Annotated in this window: 14 protein-coding genes; 5 read left to right on the plus strand and 9 right to left on the minus strand. The window is 52.0% G+C overall.

Going from position 1 to position 18,492, the window contains the following annotated elements; translation table 11 throughout:
• The first annotated feature begins 21 nt into the window (after nt 1-21).
• From G451_RS28185 to G451_RS0107285, 3 genes are all read left to right on the plus strand, one after another.
• Nucleotides 22-1,647, plus strand: coding sequence for a PAS domain-containing sensor histidine kinase (locus G451_RS28185; protein ID WP_169727837.1), 1,626 nt, complete (start codon nt 22-24; stop codon nt 1,645-1,647).
• Between the two features lie 149 nt (nt 1,648-1,796).
• Nucleotides 1,797-3,650, plus strand: a complete 1,854-nt coding sequence (locus G451_RS0107280) for an extracellular solute-binding protein (protein WP_084448438.1) — start codon at nt 1,797-1,799, stop codon at nt 3,648-3,650.
• 213 nt (nt 3,651-3,863) lie between these two features.
• Nucleotides 3,864-4,343, plus strand: a complete 480-nt coding sequence (locus G451_RS0107285; RefSeq protein ID WP_027183726.1) for an arsenate reductase ArsC — start codon at nt 3,864-3,866, stop codon at nt 4,341-4,343.
• 97 nt (nt 4,344-4,440) lie between these two features.
• Here G451_RS0107285 and G451_RS0107290 read toward each other — a convergent pair whose 3' ends face one another.
• The 5 genes from G451_RS0107290 to G451_RS0107315 all read right to left on the minus strand — a co-directional run bounded on the left by G451_RS0107290 (nt 4,441) and on the right by G451_RS0107315 (nt 12,301).
• Nucleotides 4,441-6,516: a YjbH domain-containing protein gene (locus tag G451_RS0107290; RefSeq protein WP_027183727.1), complete on the minus strand. Its 2,076-nt coding sequence runs from the start codon at nt 6,514-6,516 to the stop codon at nt 4,441-4,443.
• A gap of 52 nt (nt 6,517-6,568) precedes the next feature.
• The gene (locus G451_RS0107295) at nt 6,569-7,495 is read right to left on the minus strand and encodes a GumC domain-containing protein (protein WP_027183728.1); all 927 of its coding nucleotides are present in this window, start codon (nt 7,493-7,495) and stop codon (nt 6,569-6,571) included.
• Nucleotides 7,492-10,140, minus strand: coding sequence for an SLBB domain-containing protein (locus G451_RS0107300; RefSeq protein ID WP_027183729.1), 2,649 nt, complete (start codon nt 10,138-10,140; stop codon nt 7,492-7,494). The genes G451_RS0107295 and G451_RS0107300 overlap by 4 nt, the downstream gene beginning before the upstream one ends.
• A gap of 50 nt (nt 10,141-10,190) precedes the next feature.
• Nucleotides 10,191-10,688: a hypothetical protein gene (locus G451_RS0107305; protein ID WP_027183730.1), complete on the minus strand. Its 498-nt coding sequence runs from the start codon at nt 10,686-10,688 to the stop codon at nt 10,191-10,193.
• A gap of 308 nt (nt 10,689-10,996) precedes the next feature.
• Complete coding sequence (locus G451_RS0107315; protein WP_027183731.1) at nt 10,997-12,301, minus strand: ferredoxin reductase family protein; 1,305 nt, start codon at nt 12,299-12,301, stop codon at nt 10,997-10,999.
• A 259-nt stretch (nt 12,302-12,560) separates the two neighbouring features.
• Here G451_RS0107315 and G451_RS0107320 point away from each other — a divergent pair, with 259 nt between their 5' ends.
• Nucleotides 12,561-13,217, plus strand: coding sequence for a DUF2959 domain-containing protein (locus G451_RS0107320; protein ID WP_027183732.1), 657 nt, complete (start codon nt 12,561-12,563; stop codon nt 13,215-13,217).
• A gap of 109 nt (nt 13,218-13,326) precedes the next feature.
• Nucleotides 13,327-14,955 carry a sigma 54-interacting transcriptional regulator gene (locus tag G451_RS28190; protein WP_051261263.1) on the plus strand — a complete coding sequence of 543 codons (1,629 nt, stop codon included), beginning with the start codon at nt 13,327-13,329 and terminating at the stop codon, nt 14,953-14,955.
• Nucleotides 14,956-15,041: 86 nt separating this feature from the next.
• Here the strand turns inward: G451_RS28190 and G451_RS0107330 are convergent, their stop codons facing one another.
• The 4 genes from G451_RS0107330 to G451_RS0107345 are packed head-to-tail and all read right to left on the minus strand — an operon-like array spanning nt 15,042 to nt 18,466.
• Entirely contained in the window at nt 15,042-15,761 is a 720-nt protein-coding gene (locus tag G451_RS0107330; RefSeq protein WP_027183733.1) for an ABC transporter ATP-binding protein, read from the minus strand.
• Nucleotides 15,749-16,519, minus strand: a complete 771-nt coding sequence (locus G451_RS0107335) for an ABC transporter ATP-binding protein (protein ID WP_027183734.1) — start codon at nt 16,517-16,519, stop codon at nt 15,749-15,751. The genes G451_RS0107330 and G451_RS0107335 overlap by 13 nt, the downstream gene beginning before the upstream one ends.
• Nucleotides 16,519-17,538, minus strand: a complete 1,020-nt coding sequence (locus tag G451_RS0107340) for a branched-chain amino acid ABC transporter permease (protein WP_027183735.1) — start codon at nt 17,536-17,538, stop codon at nt 16,519-16,521. Before G451_RS0107340 ends, G451_RS0107335 begins: the two co-directional genes overlap by 1 nt.
• Before the next feature lie 16 nt (nt 17,539-17,554).
• Nucleotides 17,555-18,466 carry a branched-chain amino acid ABC transporter permease gene (locus G451_RS0107345; protein WP_027183736.1) on the minus strand — a complete coding sequence of 304 codons (912 nt, stop codon included), beginning with the start codon at nt 18,464-18,466 and terminating at the stop codon, nt 17,555-17,557.
• Nucleotides 18,467-18,492: the final 26 nt, after the last annotated feature.

Here is an 18,492-nt window from a genome sequence, read left to right on the forward strand (position 1 = left end):
CGCATCTCTTTTGAGATTGCAATGTCACTCGGTAATAGCCTGAACATGGATGAAATGTTGCGCGAAGGCCTGACCGCCTACTTACGCAAACTCAATTGTGTTGCTGGAATGGTGTTACAACGCCAGCAAGAAGACCAGACCGTTCAATACAAACACATTTATGTTGTCCCCAGACGTCTCCGTAACACCTTCTCCGTTGAGACGGCACTGCAGTGCATCCCTCAGAATATCGCTCCAGATGTAGCGGACATGTTTCACGCTCAACTTCCGATCTCGGGCTGTGCTTCCGACGACCTGATATATATGATCATGGATCTTCCAGAATTTGGTCTTTTGCTCCTCGTGAAAAGTACGCCGGAGTTTGAGCCGTCCTTGGTTTCCATGCTGAGCAAGCTCAATATGAAATTTGCCCGCTCCTGTATTTCCTGTCTGCAGAATGAGCAAATAAACGTCATAAACGATCTCCTCCTGAAGGAAATTGCCGAACGAAAACAAACCGAAAACAAATATCGCAATATCATTGAGAATGCCGTTGAAGGCATCTTTTTAACAGCACTTGGCGGCCGGTTCATTGAAGCGAACCAGGCTATGGCGACAATTTTCGGATTTGAGACGGCAGAGGAAATGATTGATCACTACCAGGACTTTCACACCCAGCTCTATGTCGATACCTCAGACCGCGATGGTTTTATCGCTCAGCTCCAAGAGCATGGATGGGTTCAAGGGTACGAAGCGCGTTTCTTTCGCAAAGACGGTTCCATCTGTTGGGGCCGCATGGCCGCGAGACTGGCTCGCGCCGACGACGGGCATGTTACCCATATCGAAGGCATTTTCGAAGACGTCACAACTCAAAAGACTGTGGAAGATGCATTGCGGCAAGCGAAAGAAGAAGCTGAGACGTTGAATCGGATGAAATCAAGCTTTCTCACGATGGTTTCTCACGAGTTACGCACTCCCATGACTTCTGTGCTCGGTTTTGCCAAACTCGTTCGCAAACAACTTCGCCAAAATCTTGTTCCCGCCTTGAACAATCCCCAAGCAACAAAAATCGCTAATCGACTTGAACAAAATTTGTCTATCATTGTTGTGGAAAGTGAACGCCTTGGAGAACTCATCAATGATGTGCTCGACCTTGCTCGTCTTGAATCTGGACGGATGAACTGGCACATGAATCAAGTCGATATCAAAGAAATTCTTGAACATTCCCTCAACGCCGTCAGTGTGTTGTTCAGGGAAAAAAATCTCCCGACCCGTCTCGACGTTCCCAATACGCTTCCACCTGCTATGGCTGATCGTGATCGCATCATTCAAGTTGTCATCAATTTGCTTTCCAATGCGGCAAAATTTACAGTCGCTGGCTGTGTAACACTCCGCGCGTTTGTCGAAGGCAACACCATGGTTGTCGAAGTCACCGATACCGGTGTCGGCATTCCCGAGGAAGAACTTGACGCTATTTTTCAGGACTTCAAACAACTCGGCGACACATTGACCGACAAACCCCGCGGTACGGGGCTTGGGTTGCCGATTTGTCGGCGCATCATCCGCTGGCACGGGGGAACCATGAAAGTCCATTCCACGGTGGGTCAAGGCAGCACATTTACCTTTACCCTACCTCTTGCCGATCACGAAGTCCTGGATAGACGCTAAATGTACGGTTGAGGCATGCATGGACGTCATGTGTTCTTCCACTGAATTCTCTCAGCCGGTTTACAGGACGGTGAATGATTCATATTGACGTCTCTACAATTGGAAACAATACGTCCTTCCGCAAGACCACAACCCATCGGAGCATGTCTATGCATCATGTTCGTCTCATGGTTACCCTGGTCGTTGTCGGCCTGCTGGCATGTGCCGGCCTGCCGGCATCGGCACAAACGACAGGAAGTCATACGAGTCACGCCCTCGCTCTTGGCGGCACGCCCAAATACCCGGCCGATTTTACACATTTCGACTACGTCAATCCCAATGCCCCCAAAGGCGGTACGGCAAAATTGTCGTCCGTGGGGACTTTCGATACCTTTAATCCCTATTTGCCCAAAGGATTACCCCCTTCGGGAATCGGTCTTATTTATGATAGCCTCACGGTCAAATCCGATGATGAACCGTTCACAGAATATGGCCTTGTGGCCAAAAGCATCGAATTGGCCGATGACCACTCATGGGTCGCCTTCCATATCGATCCCGCTGCCCGGTTTTCCGATGGAGAGCCGATAACCGCAGATGATGTCGTCTTCACATTCAATACGTTGCTTGAAAAAGGCGGCCCGCAATACGCTAAATATTATCATGATGTGAAAGGCGTGACGACGGAAGGCAACGAGACAGTCAGATTCACGTTCAAAAATACGAACAACCCGGAATTACCGCTCATTCTCGGGCAATTGCCAGTGTTACCCAAGCATTACTGGGAGACACGCGATTTCACGGAGACAGGCTTTGAGCTTCCCATCGGCAGCGGCCCCTATACCATCGCGCATTTCCAACCCGGACACACCATTACCTACAAACGTGATCCGAACTACTGGGCCAAAGATCACCCGGTCAATAAAGGACGATATAACTTCGACGAAGTCGTCATCGACTATTATCGGGATGAAACCGTGACCTTGCAGGCGTTTAAAGCGGGAGAATACGATTTTCGACAAGAGTATGTCTCCAAAAACTGGGCAACCTCGTACACTGGTCCAGCGTTTGACAAAGGGCTCATTGTCAAAAAAGAGATTCCGCACAACGTACCACAAGGCATGCAGGCGTTTTTCTTCAACACGAGACGCGATATTTTCAAAGACAAAAAAGTACGGCAAGCTCTCGGGCTCGCGTTCGACTTCGAATGGACCAATGCCAACCTTTTTTATGGACTCTATAAACGGGCGACATCTTTCTTTTCCAACTCCGAACTCGCCTCGTCCGGTCTGCCATCACCGGAAGAATTGGCCATTCTTGAACCATATCGCGGGAAAATCCCCGATGAAGTGTTCACAGCGGTTTATGCCCCACCTTCCACTGCGGGCAAGGGTGGTATCCGCGCGAACCTGCGCAAAGCGCTCACGTTGCTGCGTGAAGCCGGGTACGTGGTGGAGAATGGGGTGTTGGTCAATGCCACGACGAAAAAACCGTTTACATTTGAATTTCTTCTTTCGCAGAAATCGATGGAGCGGGTAGTACTGCCTTTTGTACAAAACTTGGAAAAACTTGGCATCAAGCCGACGCTCCGTGTGGTTGACCAGGCGCAATACTACAACCGGATGCGTGATTATGATTATGATATGATTGTCATCCCCTTGCCTCAATCCTTATCGCCGGGCAACGAGCAACGATATTATTGGACATCATCCGCAGCCGATACCCCCGGAGCCTACAACTTCGCCGGCATCAAAGACCCCGTTATTGATGAGCTTGTGGAAAAAATCATCATCGCCAAGGATCGCAAGACCCTCGTGACGCTGACGCATGCGCTTGACCGGGTTCTTCTCGCCGGCCATTACGTGATTCCACAATGGTACTCCGGTGTCTACCGTGTAGCATGGTGGGATAAATTCGACCGTCCCAAAGTCCACCCCTTGTATGATCTGGGATTTTACACCTGGTGGATCGACCCGGCCAAAGAAGCCGCGCTGAAAGGGAAAAAGAGCACACTTTCCAAAGAATAATACTCACGGCAGAATGAGGCAGAAACATTTTCTCGTTTCTGCCTCATTCTGTAATCCCCATCGTCACAGCACCCTCCATTTTTTTTCGTTTTCCACCAGAAAATACGACTAGATGTAATCTGATCTCCATATTGGCATGCGAAGATACTACCTCTCTGTGTTTCCACTGAGAGGAGCCGAAGCGCAGAAAAGCCGAAAAGAGAGGATCATGCAATGGAAAAAAAAGATATTTTGTTCGTCTGTGTTCACAACAGTGCCCGCAGTCAAATTGCCGAAGAATACGTCAAACGTCTTTCAAATGGGGCGCTCACTGCGGAAAGCGCCGGGTTTAAACCCGGAACCATCAACCCGCTTGTTGTCGAAGCCATGAAGGAAGAAGGGATTGATCTTTCGGAAAAAACCACACAAAGCGTGTTTGAACTCTTCAAGAAGGGCAATACGTATAAGGCGGTTGTCACGGTTTGCGATGAGTCAGAAGGCGGCAATTGTCCCATTTTTCCAGGGATGACCCATAGGCTGCACCTTCCCTTTCCAGATCCGGCCGAACTTGAAGGTACGCATGACGAAAAAATGCGCAAGATCCGTGAAATTCGTAATCAAATTAAAAACATGGTCCAGGAACTCCTGTCCTGGCTTGAACATCCGGACGCCAAACGTTTAGGAGACCACTGGGAAATTAAAAGCACCTCCTAACACGTTTATCACCACACCGGTGCTTCCCCCATATGGTGTGACGATGTCGAAAAGCCGTCGTCACACCATATCCCCATGCCTCTTCTCCGACCGGGAGTCACCAGCGCATTTGTTCCCCATGAAGCCGTGTTTGTACCGGCGTATCGGTATTGTCAGTCGGAAACAACGGATCGGGCATGGCCAAGGTTTGCCCCGTATCCCGTGTAAAGCCCGTCAAAGCATAACTCGCATGGCCTCGCACATCGGAGCGGGAAAATACGGATAAAGGAATACGAATAAATACTCCTTTGTCATGGTGGCCGATATTTTTAGGAGACGAAAAGACGCTGGTATCCGTCACGGTATACCAAGCACCAATAGTGAAATGTTGAAACGTTCGACGAATCTCGACGCGTGCACCCCAATCTCCACCAAGAAAACGTCCAGCCTTTATTCCCGTTTCCAATCCTAATACAGGCAATGGCTGAGCATAGAGATTGAGAAAAGCCGTATGGAAAAGAACGTCTGAAGACGGATCGAGATTCAATGGCGTGCTCGGATCGCGTTTCCGAGCTATTTCCGTTTCCAGGCCGATGCCAAGCCGACCATCAAAAAAATATCGGAAACATTCATATCCCACGCCAGCATACGCCGTATCGAGATATCCTGCCGTAATGCGGCTCGTCACATTCCAAGGCAAACGAAACGTGTACTCTCCGGCCAAACGGGCAAGACGAAACCCCGTGCCGCGTTCATAGCGCACGAGATCGGTTCGGGCACTCTCTGATTCAAGGGCCGGAAAGGCGAGTTCGTCATACTGATTGAAAAACGTATACTCCATGTCGGCCAAAAGCCGAAACGACGGCGAGGGAGACAGGACGGTACGCACCTCAACAAGCCCTTTATGCTTGAGAAAACCGGTTCGGTTATTCAGGAATGTGCGAATTTTCGGAACAACACGAAATGAAAATTGTCCTCGTCGAGGAACAACCTTCTCCGAAGCGGCTGGATCGGTGTGAAAATGGAGCCAATGTCGATCCTCATGCATATCGAGATCGGCCCATGTAAAAAAACCATCGGTATCGATACGGCTTTCCAAGAAATCGACAAAATGTCGTCGATTGGTACATAGACTTTGTATTACAGCTCCATCTTTGACAAGATTGAGATAGAATGTCGTGATTCGCGGCGGAGCAAGGCCATTGCCAATACGACCGAGCCGGGCCAGGGCTTTGGGTGCAGATAAAAATTTCGTATTCTCGGCTTCAAGCCAGAGGCTCGTTTGACTGACAGCCGCCGCAGGCGAGCCGAATCCATCCCTATCGAGCACATCAACAAAAAGCCGCGCCAACTCCACATTATCGAGCTGGCGTGCTTCCAGACGCATTTTTTCGGTAATATCCGGAGCCGGCGTTTTCTCCCAGGGAAACACACCTTCAGCCTCAAGATCTGTTTCCACAGCAAGAAACGCACTCGGATCACGACCACGAACAAGAGCGCCACCAAGACTGAGCCAATGAAAAGGCTTCCATTTCAGACCAACCGTCAATCCAGTGGGGTCATCTCCCGTATATCCGACGAGATGAGCCGCATCGATAAAGGAGTACTCCGCCGCCAAGACAAGATTATACGGCATGTGGAGTTCAAAACCGGCAAAGGGACGAGTTTTCCGAAACGGTGATGAGAAAAGAAACTCCAACCCCCTATTCGATCCCGACCCGGCGGAACTCACATCATTGCGACCGTCTCCGGCCAGTACTCCCTGTCCCAAGCCCATGGTGACATCAAGATCACGAAATCGTTTGCTCAACACCACATATCGATTCTGAAACAAACTCGTCCCGATGATGTCGAATGCTCCGATGGCAACCTGCGGCCATACGTCGGTTTCCGGAACGAGAACAGCTCGAATACCGAGAGCCCGATCCTTGTATGCGCCGAACCCCTCTCCGGGAAATGGTTCAATGGTGTCGATTTCTGTAAACTGCCCATGCAGTTCCAGGCGATTGAACAGCCCAAGACCAACGCCAGCATATCGGTATGGTCCACTCATGCCGCCACCGACACGCAATCGCCAATCCGGAAGAATCCGAGCGTTCGGAACGTCCCATATTCCCGTAAAACTCATCAGTGACGGCAATACTGGCAAGGGTTCTTCACCCCACGCGACCTCAATCCGATATACGAAAAGCATCAGGCCACACACAAGACACAGAAAAGTCCGGATGCAGACCGCCCAAGGTCGATCATGTACCGTCGTGTGCATTATGTGAAGAAACGGTATGTTGCCGCATTTCGTCTCGCAAAACCAATCCTGAAACAACCATGGCTGCAACAAGCAGGCTTGCAAGAACACAAAAACTGACAAGAAGGATACGGCGCGGTCGTGCTCGCTTGACCGGGATCAATGGTGGATCAAGCACCTTGAAGGCAATGGTCTGCCGAGACTCGGCGATTTGCGCCAACGCAAGACGACGTTTGAGTTCTGCATAAACGGTTTGATTGGCAGTAAGTTCTCGATTGATCTGACCAAGCGGTACATGTGTGGACGGCGTCGCTGTTTCCCACCGATGCAACTCTGCTTCGACATCGGCCAAGCGGTGCTCAATAAAAACGCGCTCGCGCTTGGCATCGGTGTCGTGTTCGGTTTCAAGATAATAACGCAACTCATCAATAACACGACGCAAAACCGCAGCAGCAAACATCGGGTCTCGATCAAGAAAGTCTAAATGGATCAATCCATCGGCTTCAGCCGTCACCGTGAGCACAGCATCAAGTGCATTTTCCTGCAGAGCCAAAACTGTTGTCGGTGCCGACAATCGCAACAAACCAACCAGAAGAGGATGGTAACGCATGGGATATAATCGAGGAAGCAGGTCAAGCCCGTCGATAAGTCGTTGTCGCAAGGTCCGGCTCTGCAAAAACGCGACAATATCCTGCGTTGAATCATGTTTTTGGAGATCGATGGAAAGCGGTAAAGTGGAGAGCATATCTTTCAGCATATCATCCATGACCGGCGTATCCATCGAACGCAAGGACGCGCTGGATTGATACTGCACGGGCAGACTCCATGCGAGGAGCACTCCGCAGATGAAACCCGAAACGACGATACCAATGACAAGCCGTCTTCGGTGGTTCACGGCAAGAAGAAATTGGCGCACTCCGTCGTTCATGGCACAAACATGGTGTGGAGAATGCCGGTCGTCGTGGCAATTTTAAACAGCACGTCGGACACCCCTTTGACGAGCCGCAAATACGGGATGCGTTCAACATCTTCCGGAACAACAATTGTATCGCCGGGCATGGGTGTGACGCGTTCCAGAGATTTCGTGAACAGGCCCGTCGATTCTTTGGACAACACTTCGCCACTGGCTTTAATAATATATATCCGGCCGGTATCGGCCGAAGACGTCGGGCCACCGCTCTTTTTGAGGTAATCACGCACCACGAGACCATTGTGATGCAGAAAAGACCCTGGAGAGTACACACTTCCCACTACCGCCACAAAACTTGGCGCTGTCGGCACCTCTAAACTATCTCCATCTTCAAGAACAAAGTCCTGGGGCGACCCACGAAACGAGGCAAGATTGGTCAACCGTACCGTCACCCGGCCTTGTGGTTCAATCTTCCGTAATCGTTCGATCAAAGAGGACAGACCGACTCGCGCTGCATCGGCGGCCCGTACATCTTCCGTTCCATCCATAGTTTGTGCCGCTGTCGCCACAGCCTGGCTGACACGAATTTCAAGCTCTTCCACCATGCGCTGTAAACTTTCGGCCTGAACGGCCTTGGCTCGTTTGGATAAAAATAGAGCTCCGTGAAAATAAGCGCTTTCCGTAAATCCTCCGGCACGATCGACAAGGTCGGACAACCGTTCCCCCGAGCGCATGCGATAGTTTCCCGGATACCGAACCTCTCCGGATATCGTCACCGAGGCCAAATTCGTGGCATCTTTTATTTGAGGAACAAAGATGGAATCATAGGCTTGGAGCGTAAAATTACGGTCCTCGACCATATCGAGATAGAGCAGTTCAATGTCGGCCCGATCTTGTCGCATCACTTTGCGTGAGATTTCGATACGTCCCGTCCGGGCTCCAAAGGTGACACCACCGGCCAAGGCCAAGGCATCAACCAGACGCATTCCCGGACTGAACGGAAATTCCCCACCGGACCAGACCGCCCCCGAAACCTGCACCGGTTCACTGATACCCAATTTCTTTCGAGATAAAATTTCGACGATATCATGACTGAACACGGGTTCGTCGTAGGTTCTGGCAAACAGCCTCGCCAAGGGGAATGTCTTTGAGCGATAGCGGGTCGTGTTTGGATCATAACGATGAATCAACCCGAAATCAGCCACCGCCTCAGGTCTCAGGAGATCACGACGAGGAATGACCTCGGATAACTGCATCCCCTGATGCCAGGCCAACATGGTCGGTCGCCAAACATGCCCGTCAAGCCGTACTGCATCCGGCCACTGGCTATGAAGATACTCCACTTCGACCATGTCTCCGTCACGAATGCGAACTGCGCCAGCCGAAGCAAGATTCATATCGCGCACAACAAAGGCGCTTCCCTGCTCGAATCGACGAATCCGAACCCGGCCCGTTGCCCCCTGTGGCAACGCTCCTCCAGCCAGATTGAACACCTCGCTCAAACGGGTTTCTCCGGCCAACTCGAAAATCCCCGGAGTCAACACCGCACCACAGACCGCCACGGTTTGACCAAGTCGTGGAACAAAAATCACATCATGCTGCCGGACAGGTTCCTGAAATGCCCCGTCACCAGCGAGCATCATGGCGTACAAGTCGACACGCACCGGCGCCTGTCCTGAACGACGCAACGCAATACGCCGTAAACTCCCCGATTTTTTCACCCCACCGGCTAAAACGAGAGCCCGTAAGACCGACGTGAATGCCGGGACGAGCAGCAATCCCGGTCGACCGACTTCCCCCGTCACAACAATTTCGACATCACGCAAACGATCAAGGCGAAGCGAAGTTTCCACCCCCTGGACAAATCGCCCGGCATGTTCAGCAACGACCGTCTCCGCTTCATCCAACGTCAAACCAGTCAACGCGACATCACCCAGACGCGGAAACTGCACCACCCCATCGGACCGTATGGTGGCCGTATATTCCGCATCGGCACCCGCGCCCCAAATACGTAATCGCACTTCATCGCCGGGTCCCAGCCTGTACGATTCGGGCGGAGGACTGGCGGTGCTGGGTGGCGAGCCCGTCCCGGCAAAAAGATCGTAGCCATAGAGCGAGAGCGTATCGGAAAATGCGCTGGAATACCGATTTTGGTAGGCAGCTTCAATGGTGGCCTGCTCGTTTCGTTCTCGCCCCCACGCTTTGGAACGCATTCCAGGAGAGAAGCCGGAAACACGGTCGCGGGAGACGTCCGTCTCAGGGCGAGTCCTGACCGAATCTGCGTTTTCGGGGAGATTGGATTGAACAGACGGAGAAGGTGATGATGTTTCTTGTTGTTGTGAACTCTTCGTCAGACGTCGATCGTATCCCGTGCTTCCGTGTTGATCAATAAACCGTTGCTGGACATCGGCGGGTAATGAAGAAAACAAGCGCTGCAATTCTTCCAAGTTGAGACCGGACAACGCCTGAATCTGCTCTGGTCGAAGTGTCTGCGGGTCGAGCGAACCGATTCTTTCTTCAGCTATTGGGTTGCCCGCGGAAGTGGTGTGAACGTGCTGTTCCGTCGTGGAGGATCTTGTCGTTTGGGCAAAACTCGGCAGGCACCATAACATACCGATCACAAGGACAAAATTCAGCAAAGCTGTCCAGAATATCGACATCATCCGGCAACGCACCCGTCCTCTCCACTTCTCAGGTATGAGCCAACGACGGGCTATTGCCCATGTCCCTCGGCGGTACCATGTCCTTGATCTTGGCTGAATAGCGGAACAAATCCAAAAACGGCTTCGGAACCATCCTGCCCGGAAAACCTCGAAATACCGGCGACGACGCCCAACCCGATGGCGGCACCTAAAGCAAGTTTGCTGATTTCAAGACGGGATTTCGGCGTACGAAGATCATAATAGCGCTCTTGCCGAGAAAGAGACTCCCCCTCCGAGGCAAACGGCAGGGAGGAAGACATGCCCTGTCCTGGCGGCCCAACCGGTAACGCGAATTTTTCCATGGAACCGTCTGGAATTTCATTTCCGGCTTGTCGATGACTCTGTTGTGTAACGCGTCCTCTTTCCATGGACGTCGCCGGAGGCCGATCAACCTCCTCCGGCGCAGGGCCGAACAAGACCTGTGCCCAACCGAACTGCGGCGTACACGTCACAACAAACAGTACACCGATCAAAAATGTAATTATAACGAAGGAGGAACGCATACCCATGACAAATCATGCCATGTTTCCACCACCTTGTACAGCCTGAGCGATATACTTGATACGCTATATACACTAACAACATCATACTTGCGAAACACCAAGCGAGATACTCGACAAAGCACCTGCACAACCTGTTTTTCACATGCAAGCCCGCACATTCTCCCTGGGCCATGGGCATTTTCGCCTATCTTGAATATCAATTGCCCATACGAATAACGGCAACGGCCGAAACAACGGCGATAATGATAAACGCAGTAATTAAAACTGCAGCATTGAGTTGCGGGGTTCTCATATATGCTCCTTTGCACCCTTTTTTAATCAAGTAAAACAAACTCTTCACTATGTATACGACGCTGAGGAATACCAAGCTCGACGAGCGCCGCAACAACAGCGGTTCGCATCCCGGTTGGACCGCACACATACACCCCAAGTTCCCCATGCCCTTTGGGTATCATGTCGGCCAGCAGGTCTTTGTCGATACGCCCGGTCCGACCGCTCCAAGAAGTATCCGGCTGACTCAACACATGTTCGACACGAAGACGTGGCCGCCCCGCTGCCACCATATCGGCTAATTCATCAGCAAACACGATATCGGCTTGCGTTCTGTTCGCGTACATCAGGTTGACCGGCCCCGAAAAACGACTATCGCGCATATGACGCAGCATGGACATCAAGGGCGTGATGCCGATCCCACCGGCGATGAACAGAAAACGGTGTTCAGTCGGATGCAGCACGTACGAAAACCGGCCATATCCACCATCCACAATCACGCGGTCTCCTGGTTTCACCTGCCCCAATGCGGAAGTGAAATCACCACAGGCTTTAATCGTTGAAGCGACCCCGTCAGAGGTGGTCGGAGATGAAGAAATCGTGAAATGATGTTCTTCCAACGGCAATCCGGCACTATGAATGGTGAGAAAGTGAAATTGGCCGGGAAGAAAATCATAACGTGGGGCACCTTCTGCTGGCACAAGATTGAGCGTTCGTACGGTGGGTGTTTCCTGGACGAGATTTGCCACGGTGTAGGCGGAGCGAGCAAGACGCCTCGGATTGACAAAACGCCAAAAAAGAAATGCACACAGGCCAACACCAACCAGAGCAATGACTGCAAAGCGTAATGCACCGTCAGCAAGAACAACGGCATGGGTGAGGCCGGCAAGCAGGAGCAACGGACCAACCACCATATGTACAGTACGCCACCGTTCAAAACTCCATCCTATTTTCTTTCGGAAAATACTGGTCAAAATCTGCACAATAACAAGCACCAAAGTGATTTTTCCTGCCCAGATATACCACGGCAAATCAATCGAAATAAGCAACCGAGGACTGTTATGTCCAATAGCGAGAAAGACTGGATGACATGCCAAAAACACTACCGCTAACAATGCCATAAAGCGATGGAAACGGATGACCATATCCAAGCCAAACGGACGACATATCGATTTCAATCGCGCAACGATAAGGGGTTGCAACCCGAGTAAAGCCAGTCCGGCCAAACCGAGCGCTTTCGCGAATTCTTCGGCGAAATTGTCCCCTCCTGGCACAAACGCGCCGGCCACGACAAGGGGAATAATGGCAACCCCAATATAGGCCGCGATAAGTAGGACTCCTCGTAGCATAGGCTCTCCTGTGTTCCTGATTGACGGATTCTCACACTCTATGCCCTCTGAGAACGATTCTGGCAAGCGTCTCTCCAAAGCTGTGTGAGAATCAGGAATCGCTTGCTTTTCGTGAAGGTCAGCCAGTTGCCAAGCGCACAGAAACAATGCACGTAGAGCGAAGACGGCTTGTGGCAGCAACCTCCCGACATGTCGGCATGGTCTTTCCAAGACGTCTTCGTCTGTTATGCTGTTTTGATTTTATGCAAAGGATACCTTCATGACATCACCATTGATTCGAATTGCCGGATTGCTGCTTCTTACGCTCTGTTTCGGCTGTAACTCCGCCTATTACACAGCTATGGAAACATTGGGAATTCCCAAACGAGAGCTGCTGAGTGACAATATCACCAAAGTTCGAACAGCTCAGACCGAAGCCGGTCAGGAATTCCAATCGGCATTGGAAGCATTCCTCAGCCTGACCGGATACCAGGGGGGCGACCTCGAAGCCATGTACGAACGCATGAGCGACGCCTATGAAGACAGCGAATCGAAAGCCACGGAAGTTCGCCAGCGCATTCGGGCCGTCGACAATGTCGCCCAGGCGTTATTTGATGAATGGGAAGACGAACTCAATGAATATGAAAACTCCTCACTGCGCCGCCAAAGTGAAACCAAACTCAAACAGACCCGCCGGCGCTATGACGAGCTCTTGCGGTCCATGGAACGCGTAGAAAATGCCATGGTTCCCGTCTTGGCTGCCTTCAAAGATCAGGTGCTTTTTCTCAAACATAATCTGAACGCACGAGCGGTGAGCGCTCTTTCCACGGAAGCATCGAATATAGAAGCCAACGTCGCCGACCTCATCAAAGACATGAATGCGTCCATTGCCGAGGCCGATCGCTTTCTTGGCGAGCTGAACGCGAAAGAGCAATAATCTCGGGGGTTGCTTCCCTCATGCCCTCAAAATTCGCGTCACGACAGGCACTTTACAAAATTCTCATTCCCTCCTACATTCTCTATGAGAATTTCACTGTGAGGTGCCCGTGACGACAACCAAACCCCACATTCCGCAATGGGCTCTCTGCCCGGAAAACCGCATTGCAACTGCATCGGATGTTCTTGAAGTATGTCGAGATCTTCAACGGCTTGTGAGAATTCTCACTCGCTTAACAGGGATCGACCTCTTCATCATCAATGCCGAATACGTCTGTGTCGCTGGTTCAGGATCGTATGAAGCCGCTGTTGGCTGCATGAGTCCACGCGACACGGCAATTGGATACAGCCTGGCGAGCGGCCGACCGACCATGGTGGCCGACCCCCGCGCCCACGACGCCTGTCGCGAGTGCTCACAACGGCTGACCTGCCGGGACGTCGCCAACTACACGGCTCCCATTACCGTTCATGAACGCACTGTCGCTGCAGTGCAGGCGGTGACGTTCGACGCCGCCCAATGCACGCGTCTGGAAGACAAAGCCGCCGACCTTGCCGAGGCGATAACCTTATTTCTTGTCCAAACCTGTGAGGCTGATGCTCGACTGTTCACGGCGTTGGCCGGTTCAGCGGAAGAAACCGATAGCGCCGGCCTGGAGCGTATTGTGGGTGAAAGTCAGGCTATGCGTGCTCTCAAGGATGATATTATCCGCTCTGCCCCGTTGGATTCCACGGTATTGCTGCAAGGCGAATCCGGGACGGGCAAAGAACTTGCCGCCCAGGCCATTCACGAACTCTCGCCACGAGCTGCCGGTCCATTCGTTGCGGTCAATTGCGGTGCCATTCCCGAATCCATCATTGAAAGCGAGCTGTTCGGCTATGTCTCCGGCGCCTTCACCGGTGCCCAACGTGGTGGAAAGCCCGGATTATTCGAGCATGCCGCTGGCGGCACCTTGTTTCTGGATGAAATCGCCGAACTGCCCCTGCCGTTGCAGGTCAAGCTTCTGCGCGTGCTCCAGGAACGCAAAGTCATGCGTTTGGGGGGCCGCAAGGAACACGCCTTTGACGTCCGCATCATTGCAGCCGCCAATGTGGATGTTGCCGAACAAGCCCGCAAAGGCCGCTTTCGTCAGGATCTCTATTACCGATTATCTGTCATTCCTTTACGTGTTCCTGCTTTACGTGAGCGTGAGGGGGATGTGGACTTGCTTGTCTATCATTTTGCCAGACTCTACGCCCGTCGTCGGGGTGAACCCCCACCGCCGGTCGATCTGGAACTCATGGAACGGTTCAGGGCATATTCCTGGCCGGGCAATGTGCGAGAGCTGAAAAATTTTGTCGAATATGGCGTCAATTTCCGTAAAGGCCGAAGTCTCGACTTGAACACACTGGCCGCCCGGTTTGAAGCAGCCGAAAATGTGTCAACGATATCGACGAGAGAGTACCGTATTCTGGACAACGGGCTTGTTTGCCCTGGCCATCCTCAACATCCAGCGCTATCAGATACTATGCCCGATGCTGCAGTGCACAACACCGCAAAATCGGCTCCCGACGATACCACGGTGTCCGAGCAAGACACCATCCGTGAAGCTCTGGCCCGCTTGGGATCGGATTTGGACGGGAAACGACGCGTTGCCGAAGAACTCGGCATGAGCTTGGCGACGCTCTATCGTAAGATCAAACGATACCACCTGCTTGATGCCTATCGTTACGATATCGGCAGCCAAGCCACCCACCGATAATAGATCCCCATCAACATCTATAAAAAACGCCGGGAACGTCATTTCGTTCCCGGCGTCTTGCCGCATATTATTGCAGAGGCGCGCTTTTAAACGTGCGTATGACCACCAAGATATGCGGCTTCGAGACGATTGTCCCGCGCGAGTTCATCAGCCGGCCCTTCCATGATAATGGCGCCACCTTCCATAATGTAGGCATAATCCGCCACGGAGAGTGCAGCTTTCGCGTTTTGCTCGACGATCAGAATCGCCGTTCCTGCCTCTCTAATACGAACGATGAGGTCGAAAATACATTTGATAACCAAAGGAGCCAGGCCAAGCGACGGTTCATCAAGTAACAACAATTTCGGTCGTCCCATGAGTGCCCGGCCAATGCACAACATCTGTTGTTCTCCGCCGGACATGGCACCGGCTTGTTGTTGAAAGCGATCTTTCAAAATCGGAAACAGATCAAAGACACGATCAAGATCTTCCTGAAAGTGTGCTTTGTCCTGGTGATAGGCTCCCAAGATGAGATTTTCCTCCACTGTCATATTGGAGAAAATTTGACGTCCTTCCGGAGCCTGACACAAGCCGAGCTTGACGACTTTATCCGATCCAATATTGGCGATATTTTGCCCCTGAAATACAATTTCTCCGGCAGTCGCCTGATAAATATTGGAGATTGCCCGCATCAACGTCGTTTTCCCCACGCCGTTGGAGCCAAGTACAGCCACTACCCCGTTTTCTTCAACCTTCACATTGACGGCACGCAAAATTTGCTGAACCCCCATGCGAACATCAAGATTTTTGACCTCTAGAATTGACATTCTTCGCCTCCCAGGTAGGCCTCCAGGACGGCCGGGGCTTTCTGAATAACAGCAGGGGTGTCGTCAGCAATCTTTTTTCCCAACGCCAGAACCATAACCCGATGACAAATGCTCATGACAAGCCCCATGTCGTGCTCAACAAGGAGAATCGGTAAACCTTCATCGTTGAGCTCACGGATAAAACCGGCCAATTGCGCAGTTTCTTGCTCATTAAGACCGGCTGCGGGTTCATCAAGAATCAATAAATTGGGATTGGTTGCCATGGCACGGGCAATTTCAAGATATTTCCGCCGACCATACGAAAGGTTGGCCGCGAGCTCTCCGGCCTGGGTATCCAAGCCAACGCGTTGCAGGATATCCCAAGTACGACGGCTAATGGCGTTGTCCGTCGTACACCGAAACGGCCACAGGGCACGCCGCAATGAATGCCCGAGCGAACCAACCGCTCCAATGGACACATTGTCGAACACCGTCATATTCGGCATGATGCGCAAATTTTGAAATGTGCGTCCAATGCCGCGCTTGGCGACCTGATAGGGCTTGAGGCCTGTAATGCGCTTCCCCATGAAGCGGACTTCCCCTTCGCTCGGCGGGTAAAACCCGGTCAGGCAATTGAAGAAGGTACTCTTCCCCGCGCCATTGGGTCCAATGAGTCCGACGAGTTCTCCCGGATTCATGATCATATCTACACTATCCACGGCCGTCAGCCCGCCGAATCGCCGGGTCAGGGCGCGAGTTTCCAGAATCATCTCGGCCATTACTTCCACCCCACAGACTGACGGCCGCCAATCCAGGCCGCGTTGAATTGACGTCTTGCCATGTCAATGGCCGATACTTCACCGAACAGTCCTTTCGGTAAGAGCAGGATGGACAGAAACATGACCACCCCGACAGCAACCATGCGCATATCGCCCAAGCTCCGAGCAACCTCGGGCAGCAAAATGAGCAACAGAGCGCCAAGCAGCCCACCGGGCAGCGATCCGAGACCACCAACAACAACCATGGCTAAAATCAAAATGGACTCGCTGAATTGGAAACTGTCCGGGCTGATATACCCGGCACTGTGAGCCATGACGGCTCCAGCCAAACCGGCAAAAAACGTACTCGCCGCAAAGGCTTGAATTTTGAGTTTGACGACATTGATACCCATGGCTTCAGCACACTGATCATCTTCACGAACGGAACGGAGTGCATTGCCGAAATAGGAATTTGTCATGCGCCAAAGTAGGTAAATCGAGATACAGGCCAGGACGGCAATAATGTAATAGATGGAAAGCAGACTACTGAATCGGTATCCAAAAATCGTGATCGGTTCATAAATCTGCACGCCCATGGGGCCGCGGGTCAACGAAACCCAGTTCAATAAGGAAACGTGGATAATCTCCCCGACCCCCAATGTCGCGACGGCAAAATAAATGCTGATAAGCCGCATTGTTGGGAGAGCGACAAGAACCCCGGCCACCCCAGCGGCCAATCCGCCCAATGGCAATGTCACAAGAAACGGCAGCCCGTAATTCGATGCAAGCAGTGCTGCTGTATAGGCTCCGATGCCATAAAAAGCGGCATGCCCCAGACACAACAAGCCTGCGGTTCCCGTAATCAGATTCATACTTGCGGCCAAGATGCAAAAAATCAATGCGGAATTGGCCAGTTGGACATAATAGCTCTTGCCGAGGGCCGAGAGGATGGCCGGAACCACGGCAAGAACGAACAGCAACAGTCCTGCTGTCAACAGCCGTGACCGCCAGGGGCTCGTGGTGGAAATGGAATCGGTCATATCGTACGCCTCGGAGTTACACTCGTTCCCGTCGGGCACCGAAAATACCCTGGGGGAAGAAGATCAAGGTCAGAATAAGGAAGCTGTACGCGACCATGTCGCTCCAGCCCTGGGTCATAAAATCGGTCGCCAACGCTTCGCATACACCGAGAATCAACGCACAGATTACGGCTCCGGGAATGCTCGACAAACCGCCCATGACCATCGCCACAAAGGCTTTGATTGAGGGCGCAAAGCCCATGGTCGGGAAAATGGCTCCATAATAGAGTCCGACCATGATACCGGCGGCTCCACCGAGCATGCTGCCTACGGCAAACGTGGCAATAATGGTCTTATCCACGGACAAGCCCACGTATTTGGCTCCCAAAGGATTGTTGGAAATGGCTCGAATGGAAAGGCCGATTCGTGTGCGGTAGAGAATATATTGCAGGCCTCCGAGCATAACGATAGACGATCCTAGAATGAGAAATTGCCCTGTCGAAAGGGATATCGATCCCAACTGAATAGGCTCATTGAGTAAGTATTGGGCCGGGATCGTTTGCATCTCGGCACCGAAAAAATGCTGAATGAGTTCTTTGATGATGATGGAAACAGCCAGCGAAGAAAGCAATGTCGCTTCACGCATGGCTCTCGACTTCAGCGAGGCCTCGTCCTGAAAACGTCGAAACGGTTTGAATGCCAAGCGTTCCAGACCAATACCGGCCAATCCGCCGACGACAAGAGCCACGAGAATAACGAACGCCAGCGGCCAGCCAAGAAGATTGATACAGACCAGTCCCGCAAACGCGCCAATGGTGTACATTTCGCCGTGCGCGAAGTTGACCACGTTGAGGACGCCGAAGATGAGGGTGAATCCAATGGCAATGAGCGCATACACCATGCCCACGCTCAGGCCGTTGATGACTTGCATGAGAAAATATGTGTCCATGAGAAGCCCGTCGTGTGCTGTCGGCG

The sequence above is a fragment of the Desulfovibrio inopinatus DSM 10711 genome, assembly GCF_000429305.1.
GTDB classification, from domain to species: Bacteria; Desulfobacterota; Desulfovibrionia; order Desulfovibrionales; family Desulfovibrionaceae; genus Alteridesulfovibrio; species Alteridesulfovibrio inopinatus.